The sequence below is a fragment of the Microbispora sp. NBRC 16548 genome (assembly GCF_030268985.1).
Lineage (GTDB): Bacteria > Actinomycetota > Actinomycetes > Streptosporangiales > Streptosporangiaceae > Microbispora > Microbispora catharanthi.
Genome location: NZ_BSSF01000008.1, coordinates 1 through 19,307 on the forward strand (window position 1 = coordinate 1; position 19,307 = coordinate 19,307).

The 19,307-nt window shown below is 71.4% G+C and carries 13 protein-coding genes; 5 read left to right on the forward strand and 8 right to left on the reverse strand.

Going from position 1 to position 19,307, the window contains the following annotated elements; translation table 11 throughout:
• The first annotated feature begins 780 nt into the window (after positions 1–780).
• Positions 781–1,869 (forward strand): AI-2E family transporter, encoded by a 1,089-nt coding sequence (locus QSK36_RS22635; protein WP_285783800.1) that lies wholly within the window; start codon positions 781–783, stop codon positions 1,867–1,869.
• A gap of 152 nt (positions 1,870–2,021) precedes the next feature.
• Positions 2,022–2,432, forward strand: coding sequence for a hypothetical protein (locus QSK36_RS22640; RefSeq protein WP_182901315.1), 411 nt, complete (start codon positions 2,022–2,024; stop codon positions 2,430–2,432).
• A 19-nt stretch (positions 2,433–2,451) separates the two neighbouring features.
• On the opposite strand, the gene QSK36_RS22645 is transcribed toward QSK36_RS22640, so the two are convergent.
• From QSK36_RS22645 to QSK36_RS22665, 5 genes are all read right to left on the reverse strand, one after another.
• Positions 2,452–3,825 (reverse strand): hypothetical protein, encoded by a 1,374-nt coding sequence (locus QSK36_RS22645; RefSeq protein WP_285783801.1) that lies wholly within the window; start codon positions 3,823–3,825, stop codon positions 2,452–2,454.
• A gap of 370 nt (positions 3,826–4,195) precedes the next feature.
• Entirely contained in the window at positions 4,196–5,668 is a 1,473-nt protein-coding gene (locus QSK36_RS22650) for a carbohydrate-binding protein (RefSeq protein ID WP_183535580.1), read from the reverse strand.
• 36 nt (positions 5,669–5,704) lie between these two features.
• Positions 5,705–7,306, reverse strand: a complete 1,602-nt coding sequence (locus QSK36_RS22655) for a chitinase (RefSeq protein WP_285783802.1) — start codon at positions 7,304–7,306, stop codon at positions 5,705–5,707.
• A 5-nt stretch (positions 7,307–7,311) separates the two neighbouring features.
• Positions 7,312–8,658, reverse strand: coding sequence for a cellulose binding domain-containing protein (locus QSK36_RS22660; protein ID WP_183535576.1), 1,347 nt, complete (start codon positions 8,656–8,658; stop codon positions 7,312–7,314).
• A gap of 436 nt (positions 8,659–9,094) precedes the next feature.
• Positions 9,095–10,228 carry a glycoside hydrolase family 18 protein gene (locus QSK36_RS22665; RefSeq protein ID WP_285783803.1) on the reverse strand — a complete coding sequence of 378 codons (1,134 nt, stop codon included), beginning with the start codon at positions 10,226–10,228 and terminating at the stop codon, positions 9,095–9,097.
• A gap of 358 nt (positions 10,229–10,586) precedes the next feature.
• On the opposite strand from QSK36_RS22665, the gene QSK36_RS22670 reads away from it, so the two are divergent.
• From QSK36_RS22670 to QSK36_RS22680, 3 genes are read left to right on the forward strand one after another with little or no spacing between them, the layout of a single operon-like run.
• Positions 10,587–11,528 carry an ATP-binding cassette domain-containing protein gene (locus QSK36_RS22670; RefSeq protein ID WP_285783804.1) on the forward strand — a complete coding sequence of 314 codons (942 nt, stop codon included), beginning with the start codon at positions 10,587–10,589 and terminating at the stop codon, positions 11,526–11,528.
• Complete coding sequence (locus tag QSK36_RS22675) at positions 11,525–12,310, forward strand: ABC transporter permease (protein ID WP_285783805.1); 786 nt, start codon at positions 11,525–11,527, stop codon at positions 12,308–12,310. The genes QSK36_RS22670 and QSK36_RS22675 overlap by 4 nt, the downstream gene beginning before the upstream one ends.
• Entirely contained in the window at positions 12,307–14,007 is a 1,701-nt protein-coding gene (locus QSK36_RS22680; protein ID WP_285783806.1) for a CocE/NonD family hydrolase, read from the forward strand. Before QSK36_RS22675 ends, QSK36_RS22680 begins: the two co-directional genes overlap by 4 nt.
• On the opposite strand, the gene QSK36_RS22685 is transcribed toward QSK36_RS22680, so the two are convergent.
• Genes QSK36_RS22685 through QSK36_RS22695 form a run of 3 tightly spaced genes read right to left on the reverse strand, consistent with a single transcriptional unit; the run spans position 13,941 to position 19,290 of the window.
• Entirely contained in the window at positions 13,941–17,231 is a 3,291-nt protein-coding gene (locus QSK36_RS22685; protein ID WP_285783807.1) for an AfsR/SARP family transcriptional regulator, read from the reverse strand. The two genes, QSK36_RS22680 and QSK36_RS22685, sit on opposite strands and share 67 nt — an antisense overlap.
• 59 nt (positions 17,232–17,290) lie before the next feature.
• Positions 17,291–17,890 (reverse strand): hypothetical protein, encoded by a 600-nt coding sequence (locus tag QSK36_RS22690; protein ID WP_139580199.1) that lies wholly within the window; start codon positions 17,888–17,890, stop codon positions 17,291–17,293.
• A complete protein-coding gene (locus QSK36_RS22695) occupies positions 17,887–19,290 on the reverse strand; it encodes a selenium-binding protein SBP56-related protein (protein ID WP_183535566.1) in 1,404 nt (467 codons plus the stop codon). The genes QSK36_RS22690 and QSK36_RS22695 overlap by 4 nt, the downstream gene beginning before the upstream one ends.
• Between the last annotated feature and the right edge of the window lie 17 nt (positions 19,291–19,307).

A 19,307-nucleotide genomic window follows, 5' to 3' on the forward strand; every position in this document is an offset into this window, starting at 1 on the left:
CGCCGCCAGCGTTCGTCCTGAGCCAGGATCAAACTCTCCAAACAATGCTTGAAAAGAAATCACTCTGGCCGACACCCCCCGGCTAAGGAAGGATGCCGTCAAAGGAATCCGTCACCGACACCACGAGGATGCCGCTATGACGGGGTCATGCATGATTCATGCACTGGCTTTTAGCACACTGTTGAGTTCTCAAGAAACGGACGCGACCACCATCACCCGAAACCCTCTGAAGAAGGTCCCACGCTCCGGGGCGTTTCACCGTTTGTTTTTCTTTTGTCTTGCTGGTCTTAATTCTTCCCGACCGGCTCTTCCGTGTCAAATCCGCCCCACCGGGACTTAATTTGACCCGAAACCCGCCGACCGACAGGAATTCGACCACCCCGTTTCCGGGGCAACCCCTCTAACTTACCCGAACCCCCAGCCCGACGCAAAACCACCGAACCAAGAAGATCGAAAAGCACGAGGAGTCGCCGGCAACCAGCCCGCACACACAAGACAACCACCGAAGTGATCGAAGAGGAGTGCGCCGAACCGCGCCGACACCACAAGATTACCAGGGCCTGCCGACGACTTGGCCCGGCTAAGCTCCAACGCAGCCGGCCGGGGACCTATTCCCGCAGGTCATCCACCGGATGGAAGTTCCGCACGGATCGAACGGCGTGAGGCCCGGCTTCATTCCCGTCACGACTCGCCCGCCCGGACAAGGGTAGGGGCCGGGGCGTGCTACGACTGATCCACCTTGCACAGCCTTTTCACCTGGAGAAGGGGTAGGAACGGGACGTGACTCGACAGGGGTTCCCTCGCGCCCTGATCGTGCTGGTCTGTACCGCTGCCGCGGTGATAACGCTCGCCGGCGTCCAGGCGGTGGGCTCGATCGTCGGCCCGGTCGTCCTGGCGCTGACCCTCGTCATCGCCGTCTCTCCGGTACGCGGCTGGCTGGCCCGCCACAACTCTCCCGTATGGCTGCAGGTGGCCGTCCCGCTCGCCGTGGTGCTGCTGGTCCTGCTCGGCATGGTCGCGGTGCTCAGCCTCGCCGCCGCGCAACTCGCGATCCTGGCTCCCACGTACGCGAACCAGTTCAACGCGATGGTGGCCGACCTCCAGCACTGGGCGGCGGGCCTCGGTTACGGGAGTGAACAGCTCAACAAAGCGCTGTCGTCGCTCGATTTCGGCAAGTTGATCGGCGTCGCCCAGAGCGTGTTGAGCAGCCTTCTGGGAGTGTTGTCGAGCCTGTTCCTGATCGTCGTGCTGCTGCTGGCCATGAGTCTCGACGCTCCCGTGTTCGCCCGGATCGTGGACGCCGCCTCGGCCGAACGGCCCGCCCTCGCCCGCGCGCTCAAGACCTTCACGAACAGGACGCGCCGCTACCTGATCGTCTCCACCGTCTTCGGCCTCATCTGCTCGGTCCTGGACGTGATCGCGCTGTACGTGCTGGGCGTGCCGCTCCCGCTGCTGTGGGGGGTGCTCGCCCTCATCACGAACTACATCCCGAACATCGGGTTCATCCTGGGCCTCATCCCACCAGCGCTGCTCGGGCTGCTGGAGGGCGGGCCCAAGACGATGCTGCTGGTGATCGTGGCGTACATCGCGATCAACGTGGTGATCCAGTCGTTCATCCAGCCGAAGTTCCTGGGTGACGCCGTGGGATTGTCCACCACGGCCACGTTCCTCTCGCTGATCGTCTGGGCGTGGGTGCTCGGTCCGCTCGGGGCGCTGCTGGCGATCCCGCTGAGCCTGCTCGTCCGTGCCCTGCTCGTCGACAGCGATCCGGACGGCTCCTGGGCCGCCGCGCTCATCTCCGGGCGGTTACCTGAACGCTCTCCGGCGTCCCACCCCGACCCGCGGCCGGAACAGCCCGACCCCCGGTGAGGCCATCCGCCCATCCCCTGCTCGGCCGTTCGGCTTCAGCCTCCGCAGCCGTCCGACACATTCCGGACGCAGTCATGGTCAGGGTCGTCGGACGGGCGCCGACACGGAGCGTCTGCGGGCTGCGCCGCCGTGCTCCGGCTTAGGGTCTGATCATGCGGCGATGGGACGACGACGAGCGCCTCACCGGAATCGCGGACGCCTCGGCGATGGAGCCACAGGTGTCCGCTTTGCTCGACGCGATGGCACGGGACGGTTGGGTGACGGAGGAACCCGAGGCGCATCTGCTCCCCCACCTGCGCCGTGCGTGCGGGTCGGAGTGGCTCCTGACCGGTGAGCGCCTGCTCGACGACGGCGTGTACGAGGTGACGGTCTCGCTGGCCGGCGACAGGGAGGGCGTCCACGTGCAGCGCGACGTGATCCGGCTGCTGTCGGCGATCGCCGAGACCGTCTTCTTCGTACGGCATGCCTCACCGGGCGTGTTCGAGTGCGTGACCGGAATGCTCGACGGTGACCCGCCCGGCTTCAAGAGCCATGGCCATATGGTCCGCCTCATCGTGACCTGAGACCGGCGGGACCCCCGTCTCAGGCGGCGGGGACGGTCTTCTTCTCCTCCGGCACCGGCATCGGCGTGGTCTCCGCGTACCTGCGCCGCCATGGGATGGCCGCGATCAGCACCGGGAACAGCACCAGCGAGCTGATCGCCCAGGGGGCGTGCAACTCGCCCCACTTGGACCCGTGGAACTGGGTGAGCACGATGTAGCCGATCGCGGCCCACAACGTGCTGCCGAGGATCGCCGGCCAGGCCCAGCGGGTGGGCCGGGCGACCAGGAACGGCATGAACCACAGCAGATACTGGGCGCCGAGGCGCGGCGTGAAGATCATGAAAGACAGCAGGATCGCGATCGTGACGTCGACCGGGTCGGCCTTGCGCCACCAGACGAGGCAGGCGACGATCGCGGCGTAGATGAGGTATTGGCCGATCCTGGCCGGGAGCGGGTCGAGGTTCCAGTTGCCGCCGCTGACCAGGGCGGTCCAGCCCCAGTCCCCCGTGATCGGACGGACGTCGCTGGGCCGCAGCCCGATGGTGTTGAGCACCTCGGGCAGCTGCCGCCACTCCGTCCAGCCGCCGATCGGGAGCGTCAGCAGGAAGAACACCGGCGAGACACCGGTCGCGACCAGCGAGACCAGGCGGCTGCGCAGCCCGGGCAGGAACATCAGCAGGGCCGGCACGAGGATCACCGGCCAACTCTTCGCGCAGAGCGCGAGCCCCATGAGCAGACCCGCCCATACGGCCCGGCCCGTCGCCGCGCGGTCCTCCTTCGACGGGTGGACGATGCGCCGCACGATCTCGCCCGGCGAAATCCAGGGCAGCGGCAGGTCGCGGTTCGCGAACCGCATGCGGGCCCACGGCAGGGGCTCGGGCCGCCGCCACTCGCCCGGACCGCGCGCCACGACGTACGCCGCGACCCCGAAGACCAGGGAGACCGGCTCGACCTGGCCGTGCACGGAGGCGACGAGGATCGCGAGGGGGTTGCAGGCGTACTGGAAGGCGCGCAGTTTCTCGGTCCGCGCCCCGGCCAGCTTGCCGACCAGCGGGATCAGCACGACATCGGCGACGACGGTGACGATGCGGCCGGCGTACTCCCATGGGATGCCCAGCCACAGCAGCAGGCCGTACATGTACGGGATCGTCGGGAGGAAGTGCCATCCGCCGTTGCTCTCGAGCACCGGATCGCGGTGGTCGAGGATCGCCACGCCGGCGGGCTGGAAGCTGTTGACGTAGTCGACCGGCTGCCACTGGGTGTCCCTGGCCGACAAGACCATGATCAGCACGCGTACGGCGATGCCGAGCGTGAGCGTGACGGCCAGGGACGGCCGCCAGCCCTTCCATTGGGCGACGAGCGCGAGCAGGACGCCGGCGACGAGGACGATGCTGGTGGGGATCGCGTATTCCATGACGATGCCAAGCCTGCCTGACGAATGGCAAAACAGGCGACTCGATCCTGGATTCGGCCATCCAGCCGTCGCGATCCGTCACGATTAGGGGTATTGTGACCACGGAGCGTTACATCCAGGAGACTTCATGAAAATTCGCCTGTGGATCACTCTTGCCGTGGCCGTGATCGTCGGGATGCTGATCGGCCTGCTCGCCCCCACGCACGGGGGCGACCGGCACGGCGGGTAGGGGGGTCGTCCCCGCCGGACCGGCCGCCTGCTCATGGGCGCCCGACTCGCATCGGTCCGCGCTCACATCGCGTGCGGGCGGCGAGGGATCCGGTCCGGCGGGCCGTGCCCGGATCCCTCTGGCCGTCGACAGGTGGACGGGTCAGAAGCCCGCGGTGATCCTGGTGAAGTCCCAGTCGTTCTGCGCGATGCCGCTGCAGTTCGACACCACGCCGCCGCCCGCGCAGCCGCGGTCGCGGTTGACCGCCCAGAAGGCGAGCCGGCCCAGGCCCTTGGACTTGGCCCAGTCGCGGATCTGGGTCCAGGTGGCCACGGAGGTGAGCTCCTGCTGGTCGGACAGGCCGTTCATGCCCGAGATGCCCATGTGCGCGTACGCCTGGGCGTCGGTCCAGCCCCACGCCGCCTTGAGCGCGTTCTTCAGGCCCTCGGCCGCGTTGACCGTGTTCTGGTACATGTTCGCGCCGCCGCCGAAGTCGAACGGCATGATCGTGTAGTTGTCGATGTTCACGCCCAGCGCCTTCGACTGGTTGATCAGCCGGGTGCCGTAGTAGGTCGGGCCTGTCGTGCTGGTGCCGAAGGTGACGACGACCTTGACGTTCGGGTTGTTCTGCTTGACGATCTTCAAACCGCCGAGGATACGGTCCTGGACGGCCTCGTTCTCGAACTCGTCGGTGTTCTCGATGTCGAAGTCGACCGCGGCCGGGTTGTAGGCGTTGACGACCTGCTGGACGGCCGAGGCGAAGGCGGACGAGCTGGAGCAGTTGGGACCGAGCTTGTTGCCCTGCCAGCCGCCGAAGGAGATCTGGACGTTGCCGCCCGCGGCCTTGATCTGCGAGATCGCGGTGGCGTCGGCGCTGCCCGACAGCGGGCGGGAGCCGTCCCACGCCGGGGTGCAGCCGCCGCCGGAGAGCATGAAGGCCATCGTGAACTGCCTGACCCCGGTGGCGTTCATGACCGTGGCCGGGTTCGGCGGGTTGCCCCAGCCCTCATACAGGTACGGCGCGCCGGGGAGCTTGCCACCGCTCGTGGGGCAGCCCGTGGTGGTGCCGGTCACCGACCCGCTCGCCGCGGACTCGCCGTTCGAGTTGTACGCCTTGACGGTGTACGTGTGGGTGGTGCAGGTGCCGAGGCCGGAGATCGTGGCGCTGGTGCCGCTGCCGGTCGCCTTGACCGAGGTGCCCTCGTAGACGCGGTAGCCGGTCACCGTGCCGCTCGACGCCGACCACGACAGCGAGATCGACGAGTTCGTGGTGCCGGTGACGGCCGGGTTGCCCGGCTTGCCCGGGGCGCCGGACGGAGGCGTCGGCGACGGGCTCGGGTTGCCTCCGCCGCTGACCTGCTTCCAGAGCGCCGGGACGATCGGCGGCTCCCAGCCGGTCAGGGACGTGTGCGCCTGGATGCACTCGTAGTCGACGCCGTTGTAGGTCACCCGGGCGCCGATGGCGTACCAGGTGTTCGGGGCCCATGCCGGGTAGGCCAGCATGACCACGCTGTTCGGGGCCGCCGAGGCGGACGCGGCCGTTCCCGCGACCAGTCCGGCGACGGCCAGGAGGAGGGAGGCAAGCAGGGCGAGGGCTGCCCTGGCGCGCCGGCCCGTACCGAAGCGAAGCTGCATTCTTCCTCGCAAGGGTTGGGGGGTGGGTGGGGGGGATCACTTCAGGGCGTCGAGATACGCCCTGTGGGAGCGGGAGAACTCGGAGCCGTTGTACTTGTCCCAGTTGACGGACCAGGCCATGAGGCCGCGCAGGCCGGGGAAGACGCCGTGCGGCCGGTAGGAACCGCAGCCCGTCCCCTTCGCCAGGCAGCCGAAGGCGCTCTGCACCTCGGCCGTGCTCGTGTAGCCGTTGCCGGCGTACGGCGCGGCCGGCAGGCCGATCGCGACCTGGTCGGGACGCAGCGGCGGGAAGGTCGCGCCACCGGCCACGGGGAAGCCGGTGAGCAGCATGTCGGTCATGGCGGCGTGGAAGTCGGCCACGCCCATCGTGTGGTACTGGTTGTCGAGGCCCATGATCGGCCCGGAGTTGTAGTCCTGGACGTGCAGCAGCGTGAGGTCGTCACGCAGCGCGTGGATCACGGGCAGGTACGCCCCGGAGCGGGCGTCGGCCGTCCCGTTCTGACCCGGGCCGTAGAACTGGTAGCCGAGCTGGACGAAGAACGTCTCGGGGGCCATGGTGAGCGTGAACTTCGCGCCATACCTGGCCTTGAGCGTCTTGATCGCGGAGATGAGGTTCACGACCACCGGGGTGGTCGGGTTGCGGAAGTCGGTGTCGCCGGGGTTCAGCGACAGCGAGTGGCCCTCGAAGTCGATGTCGAGGCCGTCCAGGCCGTACCTGTCGATGATCGCGGCGACGGACTGGACGAACTTGTCCCGGGCGGCGGTGGTGGTGAGCTGGACGATCCCGTTCTGGCCGCCGATCGAGATCAGCACCTTCTTGCCGGCCGCCTGTTTGGCGCGGATGGCCGCGACGAAGTCGGCGTCGCTCTCGACGCTCGGGCATTCCGTCGCCGGGCAGCGGGTGAACCGGATGTCGCCGGAGGTGGGCGAGGTCGGCTCGCCGAAGGCCAGGTCGATGATGTCCCACGCGTCGGGGACGTCGGCCATCCGCACGTAGCCGGAGCCGTTGGCGAACGAGGCGTGCAGGTAGCCGGCCAGCACCCGCTTCCCGCCCGGCGGCGGCGGGCTCGGTGAGGTCGACGGTGACGGGGACGGGGACGGGGAGGGTGACGGGGACGGGCTGATGGAGGGGGATGGGGAGGGCGAGGCCGGGGTGCCGGGACCGTCGAGGACGACGTCGTCGGCGTAGTAGGCGCCCTGGCCGTACCAGCCGTTGACGTAGATCGTCACACTCGTCGTGGACGACCCCGTGGTGAACGACGTCGACAGCTGCGACCACGACGATCCCGGCGACCCCCACGTCTGGGCGTTCACCCCCGTGCCGGTCGCCCCGAGGAACACGTAGTTGCCCTGGACCCACGCCGACAGCGCGTACGTCGTGGACGGCTTGACGCTGATCGTCTGCTGGCACCGCGCGTAGTCACTGCCCGCCGGTGTCGCCGACAACGCCTTCGACCCGCCGTGCACCGGACTCGGCACCACCTGCGCCGAGGACGCGCACGTCCACCCCGACAGACCCGACTCGAACCCCGGATTGGCCGTGATGTCAGCGGCACGGGCCGGGCCGGTGAACGTCGCCGTGAGCAGGCCGGCGAAGGCGAGGGACGCCGCCGCGCCCAGGCCGATGAGCTTGTTCATGTGCCTCACCCCGTGTACGAAGCGAAGATCTTGGAGAACTCGTAGGGCGACTGGGGGATGTTGGTGCAGGAGTAGAGCGCGCCGGTGCAGGCGTTGCGGTCGCGGGTCGTCTCCCAGAAGGCCAGCAGGCCGAGGTGCTTGTCCTTGGCGAAGGCGACGAGCTGGCGGGCGTCGTCCTGGTTGTAGATCCGGCCGTCGTCGTTCTGCCCGAGCATCGGCGTGACCCCGACCATCCGCCACACCTGGGCGTCGGACAGGCTGGGATACAGGCTCTTGAGCTGCGCGAAGGTGCTGTTCGCCGCCTGGATCGCCGCGTCGCCGTAGTCGACGGACTGGTAGTAGTCCATGGCCATGACGTTGACGGCATCGAGCCTGACCCCGGCGTCGCGGGCGGACCGCACCACGTTGAGGCCGTCGGCGGTCAGGCCGCTCGGCAGCACGGGCAGCGTCAGGGAGATCTTCAGGTCGGGGTGGGCCTGCTGAAGCCGGGCGAGCGCCTGCGACCGGCGGGCGATGGACGCGGGCTCGGCCGCCGCAGAACCCTCGATGTCGAGGTCGATGTATTTCAGGTCGTAGGCGGTGACGACCGCGTCGTATTCGCCGACCAGCGCGTTCACGTCCGTGCACGCCTGAGCGAGTTCGATGCCGGTCGCGCCGCCGAAGGACACCTTGACGTCACCGCCGCCTGCCCGGATCGCGTCGATCTGGTCCTTGGCCCACTGCTGCCGTGGGTCGTACGCGTTGAACCACATCGCCTTGCAGCCCGACGCGGTGACGAACGCGAGCGTGAAGCTCTTCAGGCCGGAGGCCGAGGCCATCGCGCTCAGGCTCGGGGTGGGCCAGGCGCCCATGTCCACGTACGGCGCGGTGCGCAGGGCACCGGGCGCGGGCGGCGGCGAACTCGGAGACGCGCTCGGAGACGCGCTGGGGGACGTGCTCGGTGAGGGGGACGGCGAGGTCGTCGCGCCGTCGCACGGGCCGCCGTTCAGGCGGCAGTTCGCCGGTTTGCCGGGTCCGCTGTTTACCCAGCCGAACGTCGTCGAGGCGCCGGCGGCCAGGCCGCCGTTGTACTCACGGTTCTTGAACGTGTAGTGGTCGCCGGAACGCGTCATCAGCGCGTCCCAGTAGGACCCGACCGTCGAGCCTGCGGGAAGGTCGAACTCGACCGTCCATCCGGAGATCGCGGCGGTCCCGGTGTTGGTGAGGGTGTAGCGGCCCTGGTAGCCGGAGCCCCAGTCGGAGTCGGCCGAGAAGACGGCCTTGACCGTGGCGGCCTCGGCGGGCAGCGCGACGAGAGCGAGCGCGAGTGCGGCCATCGCGGCGAGCGCACGCCAGACGTACCTGGTTTGCATGGACACAACCTCTGTGGGGGGTGAACGGGGAGGTCATGGGAATCCGTACGGCCGGCGCCTGACGGAGGCGGCCGATCGGAACAGCACCGGCCGTACGGCACTCAAGGGCGTCTGGTGACGGGACGCGAGAGGAAGACGCTAGGGGTGAGGAAGGGCCATTTTCGGCTCCCGAGCTCGTTCTTTTAGGAAAGTTTCCTAAGAGTTGTACGGATCGTAGCTTCGCGGTCGCTGGTTCACAAGACCCAATTCGACAGCGTTCCTAACGAACCTTGTCATCGCCGGTGGAGGCGCGGGACCGGGTTATGCGCGCGTTAAGGGCCGACTGCTCGTCCGTTAAGGCGAGCACGACTGAGGTGAGCACGACTGAGATGAGCACGGCTGAGGCGAGCACGCTGTGACCGCCGTGCGCCACCGGCCCACGACGGGCGAAGCGAGGTCAGCGCAGGATCGCACCCTCGCGGACGGCGTGCCGGCCGTCGCTCTGCACGTTGACGAAGTCGACGAGGCCGACCAGCTTCTCCAGGTCGAACCCGGCCTCGACGCGATCGTCGTCGGCGGGGAGGTAGACCGAGAGCGGATAGTGGCGGCCCGTGGCCGCACCGAGCGCGTCGAGTTGCGCGCGGAACTCGGCCAGCAGGGCCGTCAGGTTCCGCCTGTCGTCGACGCCGGTGTGATTGCCCAGGTGCCCCTCGCCGCCGGGCCACTCCCAGTCGATGTCGATGCCGTCGAAGACGCCCGCCGCGCTGCCCGGGCCACCCCTGCCCTCGACGCCCGGCAGGTCGCCCCTGATGTAGGCGTCGAGGCAGGACTTCACGAACCTCTGCCGGGTGGCGGCGGTCCGCGCGACGTCCGAGAAGTACTTGGAGTAGGTCCAGCCGCCGATCGAGATCAATGCCTTCAGGCCGGGGTGTCGGGCCTTGAGCTTCTTCAGCTGGTTGAAGTTGCCGGCGAGCGAGGCGTCCGGGGGGTCGGCCACGCCGTCCAGCGACTCGGCGGCCGTGAAACCGCGCTGGTAGTCGGCCCAGGCGTCGCCCGCGCCGTCGCCCTGGTCGGGGTCGTTCGGGTCGGGCGCGAGCGGCCGGGTGACCCCGGTGAGACAGGTCAGCGAGCCGGGGTCGATGTTCGCGAAGGCGTAGAGGACGTGGGTCAGCCTGCCCGCCAGCCCGCTGGTGTCGAGGTCGCGCACGGTGGACGTGGCGCCGTACGCGCCGCGCTGGGGGACGTAGCCCACTCTGATGCGGCCAGGCGAGGGGGACGGCGACGGCGTGACGGTCACGGTGACCGTCACCTCGGGCACGGGAGCGGCGGCCCGCGCGGGAACGGCCTGCACCGGTGCTGCTTGCGCCGGTGCTGCCTGTGCGGGGGCGGCTGCCTGCGCGGGAGCGACCGCGGCCCGCGCCGGTGCGACGGCGGCCCGCCGCACCACGACACGTGACCTGGCCTGCGTCTGGCTGACGGCCGTGGCGCCGGTCTCGGTGGCGCGGGCCGGGCCGTACCAGGCGACGAACAGCGAGGACAGCACGGCGCTCAGGACCACGACGGCGAAGGTGCCACGCGTGATCGCTCCCATGGTGGGCTCCGAACAAGGACGAGCCTCCGCTACGGGACGCGGAGGAGAGAAGAGGAATGTCGCGGGAGCGTAGTGGCGGCGCCGCCGGACGGACAAGGAGCGCAGGCTTAAGCCCGGATTATGCGCGGCTCATGTCGCAGGCGGGCACGTTCCAGTGGCGCCATCTGCGGTAATCCATGATGCCCCGCTTCTTTGCAAGTTTCACCCCCGCCGCCGTTCGCGGCAAGGCGGCCGGTGCCCTGCCGGCGACCCTGCCGGCACGGTGCCGACCGCCCTGCCAGCACGGTGCCAGCTCGGTGCCAGCTCGGTGCCAGCTCGGTGCCAGCTCCGTGCCAGCGCGGGCGGCGACCGTCGGAGCATGACGTACGCGATTGAGGCCCACGGCCTCGTGAAGAGATACGGCGACAAGGCCGCGCTGGCCGGGATCGACCTCGCCGCGCCGCCGGGCTCGGTGCTCGGCGTGCTCGGTCCCAACGGCGCGGGCAAGACCACCGCGGTCCGCATCCTCGCCACGCTCGTCTCCCCCGACGGCGGCCGGGCGGCGGTCGGCGGGCACGACGTAGTGAAGGCGCCGGCCGAGGTGCGGAAGCTGATCGGGCTGACCGGTCAGTACGCGTCGGTGGACGAGAAGCTGACCGGACGGCAGAACCTGGTGATGATCGGGCGGCTCCTCGGCATGAGCCGGGCCGAGGCCCGGGGCAGGGCGGCGGCGCTGCTCGCGGAGTTCGCGCTGGAGGACGCCGCAGACCGGGCGGCGGGTTCCTACTCGGGCGGCATGCGGCGGCGGCTCGACCTGGCCGTCAGCCTGGTCGGCCGGCCGTCGATCGTCTTCATGGACGAGCCGACGACCGGGCTCGATCCGCGCGCCAGGGCGGACCTGTGGCGGATCGTGCGCGAGCAGGTGGCGGGCGGGGCGACCGTGCTGCTCACGACGCAGTACCTGGAGGAGGCCGACCAGCTCGCCGACGAGATCGTGCTCATCGATCACGGCCTGGTGGCCGCGCGGGGCACGCCCCGCGAGCTGAAGGCCAGGGCGGGCGACCGGCGGCTGGAGATACGGCCGGAGCACGACGCGGAGAAGGCGGAACTGATCCTCGCCGAGGTCACCGGGCTGACTCCGCACCGCGGGGAGAACGGGCTGCTCAGCGTGCCGCTGCTGGACTCGGCGGTGAGCCCGGCCGTGTTCCGGCAGCTGGAGGAGGCCGGTGTCTCCCTCGCCGAGCACGCCGTCCGCAGGCCCACGCTCGACGAGGCGTTCCTCGCCCTTACAGACACCACGACCTCAGGGAGGACGCGATGACCGCCATAACGTCCACGAGCGGGCGCCGGGGCGTGCTCGCGCAGGGCATGACCCTCGCCTGGCGGAGCCTGGTGCCGCTGGGGAACGAGCCCGGTCGGCTCGTCCAGTTCCTGCTTCAGCCGATCTTCATGGTCGTGGTCTTCGTCCTGATGTTCGGGGCCATGTCGGGCGACCCCGAGCACGCCGCGCGCTATCTGATGCCCGGTGTGCTCGTGCAGGTGGCCCTCATCTCGACGAACACCACGGGCATGAACCTCGCCGAGGACATCGTGAACGGCGTGTTCGACCGGTTCCGGAGCATGCCGATCGCCCGCTCCGCCCCGCTGATCGGGCGGGTGACCGCGGACGCGCTGACGACCGCGGTCACCATCGCGGTGGCCCTGCTCGCCGGGATCGCGGCCGGGTTCCGGATCACGGCCTCGCCCCTGGACGCGCTGGCCGGCCTGGCCCTCCTGCTGCTGTTCACGCTGGCGCTGAGCTGGGTGTCGGCCTGGCTCGGGCTGAAGGCCAAGTCCGTCGCCTCGATGCAGGGCACGGCGACCGCCGTCCTGCTGCCGCTGACGTTCGGCAGCAGCGCGTTCATCCCCCCGGCCAACCTGCCGGGCGTGCTGCGCTGGTGGTCGTCGGTCAACCCGGTCTCGCACCTGGCCGACGCCGTCCGAGCGCTGCTCACCGGTGCTCCCGTGGGGGCGCACGTCTGGGTCACGCTGGCATGGGCCGCCGCCGTCACCGCGTGTTTCATCCCGCTCGCCGTGCGCGCCTACACCCGGAGGATCCGGTGAACGCCCCGATGAACGGCTCGCTCGCGCTCCCCCCGCCTCAATGGGCCGGTGCGCTCCCGGACGGCCGGGACGTGTGGACACCTCTGCGCGACGGCGTACGGCTCGCCGCGACCGTCTGGCTGCCCGAGCCCGGCGGGCGGTATCCCGTCCTGCTGGCCCGGACCCCGTACGGCAGGGGGCCCTACGGCCCGGGCCTGCGGCTCGACGTCGCCCGGCTGCTGTCGGCGGGCTACGCGGTCATGGTGCAGGACGTGCGCGGCACCGGCGAGTCGGAGGGCGACCTGCGGTTCCTCACGGGGGAGGCCGCCGACGGGCACGACACGGTGACCTGGGCCGCGCGCCAGCCGTGGTGCGACGGGCAGGTCGGCATGTTCGGCGACTCCTATCTCGGGATCGCCCAGCTTCTCGCCGCGAGCGAGCGGCCGGACGGGCTGCGGGCCGTGGCGCCCTCCGTCTTCCCCGCCGGGCTGCACGACGTGGTGTACGCCGGCGGCGTCCCCAGGCTGGGCATCGTCCTCCCGGTCCTGACGACCGTGCTCGCGCCCCTGCACCTGGCACGCCGCGCACGGCTCGGCCTGGCGGAACAGGGTCGTCCGCCCGCCCCGGCGGCCCGGCTCGGCGAGATGCTCCGGCGCCTGCCCGTCGAGGACCAGCCGGAGATCAACGGCCTCTTCCCCTTCTACGCCGACTGGCTCGCGCATCCCGACCCGTCCCACGAGCTGTGGCGGGACGCCGACCTGAAGGCGCGCTACGACAGGGTCGAGGTGCCGGTGCTGCTGTCGACCGGGTGGTACGACTACTTCCGCGACAGCACCATCAGCGCCTACCGGGCTCTGCCCGACAGGGCCCGCCTCGTCGTCGGTCCGTGGACTCACGCGTTCCGCGAGCGGACGCTGGCCGGGCGCGACCACGGCGAGGACGCGAGCGGGGAGGCCGTCGACTGGACGGGCCTCCACCTCGACTGGTTCGGCCACTGGATGCGCGGGACGCCGCTGAGGGACGACGCGAGGGTCCGGGTGTTCGTCACCGGCGCCTGCGCGTGGCGGGCGATGGCCGACTGGCCGCCGCAGGAGAGCGAGGCCGTCCGCTACCACCTGGGTGACGGCGGCACGCTCGGGCCCGAGGCGGCCCGCACGCTCGTGCCCGAGGCAACGCTGCGCGCCTGCTTCCTGTCCGACCCCGGCGATCCCGTCCCGACCATGGGCGGCGACGTGATCGAGTTCCTCCCGCCGGGGCCGGGCCCCGTGGACCAGCGGCCGCTCGCCGGCCGGGCCGACGTGCTGCGCTATACGACCGGACCGCTGCCGGCGCCGCTGGAGGTCATGGGGGCCGCCGAACTGGTGGTGACCGCCGAGTCCGACACGAGGTGTTTCACCGTCACGGGCAAACTTGTGGATGTGCGCCCGGACGGCCGGGAGGAGATCCTCGTGGACGGCGTCACTCGCGTCTCGGACGGTGTCGCCCGCGTCGCGGGCGACGGCGCGCAGCCGGAGAGGGCGCGCGTCCTCCTCGGCAATCTGGCCCACGTCTTCGGGGCGGGACACCGGGTGCGGGTGGAGGTCGCGGGGTCGAACTTCCCCAAGTACGCCCGGCAGTCCGGCGCGGCGCGGGTCACGATCAGCGCGCCGTCCTACCTGCTGCTTCCGGTGGCGGGCAGGCCGAGGTCCTCGTGCGGCGACGTTCGGCCGCGCTCGTAGGCGGCGGGGAAGCCGGGGCCCGCCGCCTCGCGCGCCGACTCCAGCGCCTCGGCGGCCTCGGCGTCCGCCCGCCAGCCCGCATGAGCCGCGTCGGCCGCGCCGAAGAGCGCCGCAGAACGCGTCGCGTCGCCCCCGGCCAGGGCGATCATGGCCAGCCCGGCCAGCACGGTCGCGAGGACGGGCGGGTCGGGGGTGGCGCCGAGGGTGCGCAACGCCTCGTGGTGACGCGCGAGCGCGCCGCCGAGGTCGCCCTTGGCCAGAAGCGCCCTGCCGTACTCGGCGTACGCCGACGCGAGTTGCTGCGGGACGGCGGGGTGGGCCTCCAGCACGGCCAGGACCTCCTCGTACGCCGCCACCGCGCCGTCGAGGTCGCCCCTGCTCCGCGCCACCTTCGCCTCGCCCATGCTCACCTGCACGAGCGCGTACGGCGAGACGCCGGCGGACACGTGGGAACGGGCGGCCGCCACGTCCGCCGCCGCGCCCTCGGCGTCGCCCGCCTGAAGGCGCAGCTCGGCCAGGCGGGTCAGCGTGGAGATCGTGTCGTCCTGGCTGACCCATCCGGCGGTCAGCCCGGCGATCTCGTCGATCAGGTCCGCCGTCGGCGCACCCCGGCGGGCGCGGAGTGTGGCCAGCGTGAGCAGGGCCTCGCTGAGCCCCCAGCGCTCTCCCAGCGCCCGGAACCTGCGCACCGCCTCCTCGACGTCCTGTTCGCTGTCGCCCGGCAGGCCGAGCGACCCGCCCCTGATCATCAGCGCCGAGCCGGCCAGCCAGGGATCGTCGGAGCCGGCGTACGCGTCGAGCATCCCGGCCGCCTCCTCCCTGCGTCCGGCCATCGCCGTGACGACCGCCCGCAGGATCGGCAGCATCGGATGCACCGGGCCCTCGCGCAGGGCCGTCTCGACGAGGTCGGCGAGTTCCCGGCGGATCTCCTCCAGCCGGTCGGGTTCCATCCAGATCGTGCCGAGCCGGGTGACCGTAACCGCGAACCGGCATCCGGTGTAGGCGCGCACCAGTCCGGCGGGCGGGCCCTCGGGGACGAGGTCGAGGACCTGCCCGGCCCAGACGGCCGCCTGGCCGCGATGCCCGCGCAGCCACCAATACCAGCTCAGCGTGCCGCACAGGCGCAGCGCGGTCTCCGTCTCCCGGGAGTCGACGGCCCAGCGCAGGGCGGCGTTCAGGTTGTCCTGCTCGGCGGTCAGCCTGTCCATCCACTCCAGCTGCCCGGCTCCGCGCAGGCACGGCTCGGCCTCCTCGGCGAGCCGCAGGAAGTGCGCCGCGTGCCGGCGCCGGTAGCGGTCGAGCTCACCGTTGGCCGTCAGTCGCCTCAGCGCGTACGCGCGGATCGTCTCCAGCATCCGGAACCGGCCGTCGCCCGGCGCCTCCAGCAGGGACTTGTCGACCAGGGACGGCAGCACCGCCACCACGTCGAGGCCGTCGCCCCCGCAGACCAGCTCCGCGTCGTCCAGCGTGGCACCGCCGGCGAACACCGCGAGCCGCTCCGCCAGCGTCCTCTCCTCGGGCGCGAGCAGGTCCCAGCTCCACTCGACCACCGCGCTCAGCGTCCGGTGTCGCGGCAGGGCCGTACGGCTCCCGCCGGTCAGCAGGCGGAACCGGTCGTCGAGGCGGGCCGCGAGCCGCTCGGGGCCGAGCGCCCTGATCCGCGCCGCGGCGAGTTCGATGGCGAGCGGCATCCCGTCGAGGCGGCGGCAGATCGTGACGACGTGCGGGGTCGTGTGCTCGTCGAGGGCGAAGCCGGGGCTCACCGCGCGGGCGCGGTCCACCAGGAGGCGTACGGCGGGGTACTCGCCCGCCTCGCCTGAGGTGACGCCCTCCGGGGGCAGGCCGAGGGGCGGAATCGGGGCGAGCGTCTCCCCCGGCACACCGAGCGGCTCGCGGCTGGTCGCCAGCACGCGCACTCCCGGGCAGCGGCGCAGTATCAACTCGGTCAGGCCCGCCGCGGCGTCGATCACGTGCTCGCAGTTGTCGAGGACGAGCAGCAGCTCACGCCCGGCGAGGGAGGCGACCAGGCGCTCGTCCGGATCCGGCGGGTCCTGCCGCCAGTCCCCGCCCACCCGCGGCTCGGCGTCGGCGCCGAGCGCTTCGAGCACGCAGCGCACGACGTCCGCGGGGTCCGTCAGGGGGGCCAGCTCGGCGAGCCACGCGCCCTCACCGTTCCCGCCCGCTTCGGAGGTGCTCTCCCCGGCGACGCCCTCTCGGACGACGCCGTTGCCGGCGGCGCGCAGGGCGGTCTCGACCGCCAGGCGCGTCTTGCCCGCCCCGCCCGGCCCGACGACCGTGACCAGCCGGGATTCGCGCAGCAGGGCCGCGAGGTGCGTGACCTCCTCCTCACGGCCCACGAACGTCGTCGGCGGCGCCCACAAGCTGCCCGCACGCCGGCCTGTGCCGCCGACAGTGCCGGGGGTGGTGGGAGTGGTGGGAGTGCGGGTCGGCCGCTCATGCGCCGCCGGGGTCTCCTGCCCGCGCAGCACGTCGAGATGGGCGGCTCGCAGCTCCGGGCCCGGATCGACGCCGAGTTCGTCCGCGAGCGCCCTTCGGACCCGCTCGTAGAGGGCCAGCGCCGCCGCCTGCCTGCCCGAGCGGGCGAGCGCGCGCATCGCCAGGGCGGACAGCCGCTCGCGCAGCGGATGGGCGGCCACCTCGGCCGACAGGTCCACCTCACGTCCGAGTGCGAGGTACGCGGCGGCGCGGGCCTCGACCACGGCCAGCCGCCGCTCCTCCAGCCGGGCCGCCGCGGCCACCAGGTAGGGCACCGCGCGCAGGTCGGCCAGGGCGGGCCCGCGCCACAACGCCAGCGCCTCGTCCAGCTCCGCGCACGCGTCGTGCAGCTCCGCGTTGGAGTCCTCGGCGTCCGTCATCCGGTCCGGCAGCGTGCCCGTCGCGTACGGCAGGGTCAGTGCGGTGAACACGTGGGCGTCGACCTGCGCCGGCTCGACGTCGAGCACGTACCCGCCGTCGCGCCACACCACCGCGCCGGGCCGCCCGAGCGCCGCGCGCAGGCGTTTCACCAGCGTCTGCAGCGCGTTCGCGGCGTTGGCCGGTGGGTCGTCCTCCCACAGCGCGTCCACGAGCCGGTCGGCCGGAACGAGGCGGCCGGGCCGCAGGGCCAGCACGGCCAGCAGCGCGCGCACGCGCGCGCCCGCGACGGCGACCTGAGCCCCGCCGTCGTCGAGAACCTCGAGCGCGCCGAGGAGACGAACCCGCACGCCGGTCAATCCTGCCAGGCACCCCGGGGGCCCGCGGCGCCCGCCCGTCCCGCCAACCCTCAGATGGCGCCCACGAGGGTGACGACGCCCGCCCCCACCAGGGCGAACGCCCACATCCTGTCGAGGTTGAACCAGGCCCGGCGCAGGACGGCCACGCCGAGGAACTCGTACACCACGACGGCGACGACGGTCGCCGTCAGGAACATCGCGAGCGTGTGCACACCGGCGACGAGCATGCCGCCCGACAGGGCGTGCCCGTGGTGACTCGCCGGCATGCGGGTCAGCACGGGCAGCAGCATCAGTCCCGCGCCGTGCACCGACGACATCAGGAACGACCAGGCGGCCAGTTGCGGCAGCGACAGCCGCATGCCCACCCAGCGGAAGTGCCGCCGGGCGAGCAGGTGCCACAGGCCGAACCCGACGAGCACGACGCCCGCCCCGATCGACAGGGCCGTGGCCGTCACGATCGACCCGGTCGCCGACACGGCGAGCACCACGAGGGCCACCGACGCGAGGTGGCCCAGCGCGATGACCGGCAGCGACTGCAGCAGCAGGTCGCGGCTGCGCTCCTGCAACCCGCGGGCGACGGCGAACAGCCAGCCCATCGCGGGGTTGATCCCGTGAAAGGCGCCGAGCAGGATGACCGCGGTCAGCGTCACGGGTAGCAGTAGGAGTCGGAGGACGCGTCGCCGCCCTGCAGCCTGACCTGGTGCGGGCGCAGCCCGCGGAAGTCGTCGCCGTGCGGGAAGAACCGCTCGTCCAGCGTGAACGACCCGGTGTCGATCTTCGCCATCCAGGCGCCCACGCCGTCGGGGTAGAACTGGTCGTCCCAGGCGCCGTACAGCGAGTTGGTGACGTAGACCCGGCGGCCGTCGCGGCTCACCTCGACCATCTGCGGGCCGCCCGCGAGCCGCTCGTCCGGCGCCGCGGGGTGGGCGGCCCGGTCGACGATGCCGCCGAGGCGGACCGAGCCGATCTCGACCGGCTTGAACGGGTCGGACACGTCGAACTGCTTGAGCTCGCCGGTGCCCCAGCACGACACGTACAGGCGCTGGTCGTCCACCGACAGGTCGATGTCGGTGATCAGCGGCGGCACCGCGCCGAACGGCTTGAGCACGTCGGGCAGGTCGTCGGGCGAGGCGGGCTCGGCCGGGATGGTGATCACCTTCTGCGCCGCCCAGCGGGAGCCGTCCCCGTGCCCGACATCCCTGTGCCAGAGCCACACGGAGGCCGACAGGTCCTCGACGCTGACGACGACCCCGGCGAAGCCGTACGTCTTGGTCGGGTCGTGGGCCGGGCGCAACTCCAGCGTCATCTGGTGCTGGTCGCCGAGGTCCACCTCCTGGACGTGCCGGCGCTTGCGCAGGTCCCAGAAGTGCAGCTTGTGGCCGTACTTGCGGCCGAGCAGCAGCTCGCCGACGACACCGTCCTCGATCATGGAGGGCGTGCCCCACTCGGAGGTGATCATCACGTCGTGGTTGATGTGCCACCAGAAGTCGTACGCCAGGTACTGCGGGCCGCGGTCCACCTCCCACCGGCCGAGCACGTCGAACGAGTTGTGGTCGAGGATCGCGATGCCGCCGGGCCCGTCGTCGCCGTAGCCGCCGAGCGCGCTGACGTACAGCCCCTCCGGACCGCAGTGCACGGTGTGCGGGCGGGAGTAGCCGGCCCGCTTGCCCAGCTCCTCGGCCTCGACGACCTTCACGAGCTCCGGGCTGACCCGGTCCTTGGTGTCGTAGACGTAGATCCGCGACGACCGCAGGCCGGGGACGATCAGGTAGCGCCGCTCGACGTGCGGGTGCGGCGCGTACGGGCACAGCGCGCTGCTGCAGGCGTTCCAGCCGAAGTGGTGCAGCTCGTCCCCCGTGTACGGCAGGTCGGTCCAGCCGACCACGGTCCCGTACGACGGGGAGCCGGGGTCGGTGTCGAGCACGGCGAGCGCGTCGGGCCGCTCGGCCGACCGGTCGAAGGCGGCCACGTAGGCCAGCTTCTCCGGCGGCGCCTCGGCGGCGTCCCTGGGCGAGGGATAGAAGGTGGGGTCAGGCTTCCACAACGTCATGCTCCCCAGGATTCTCC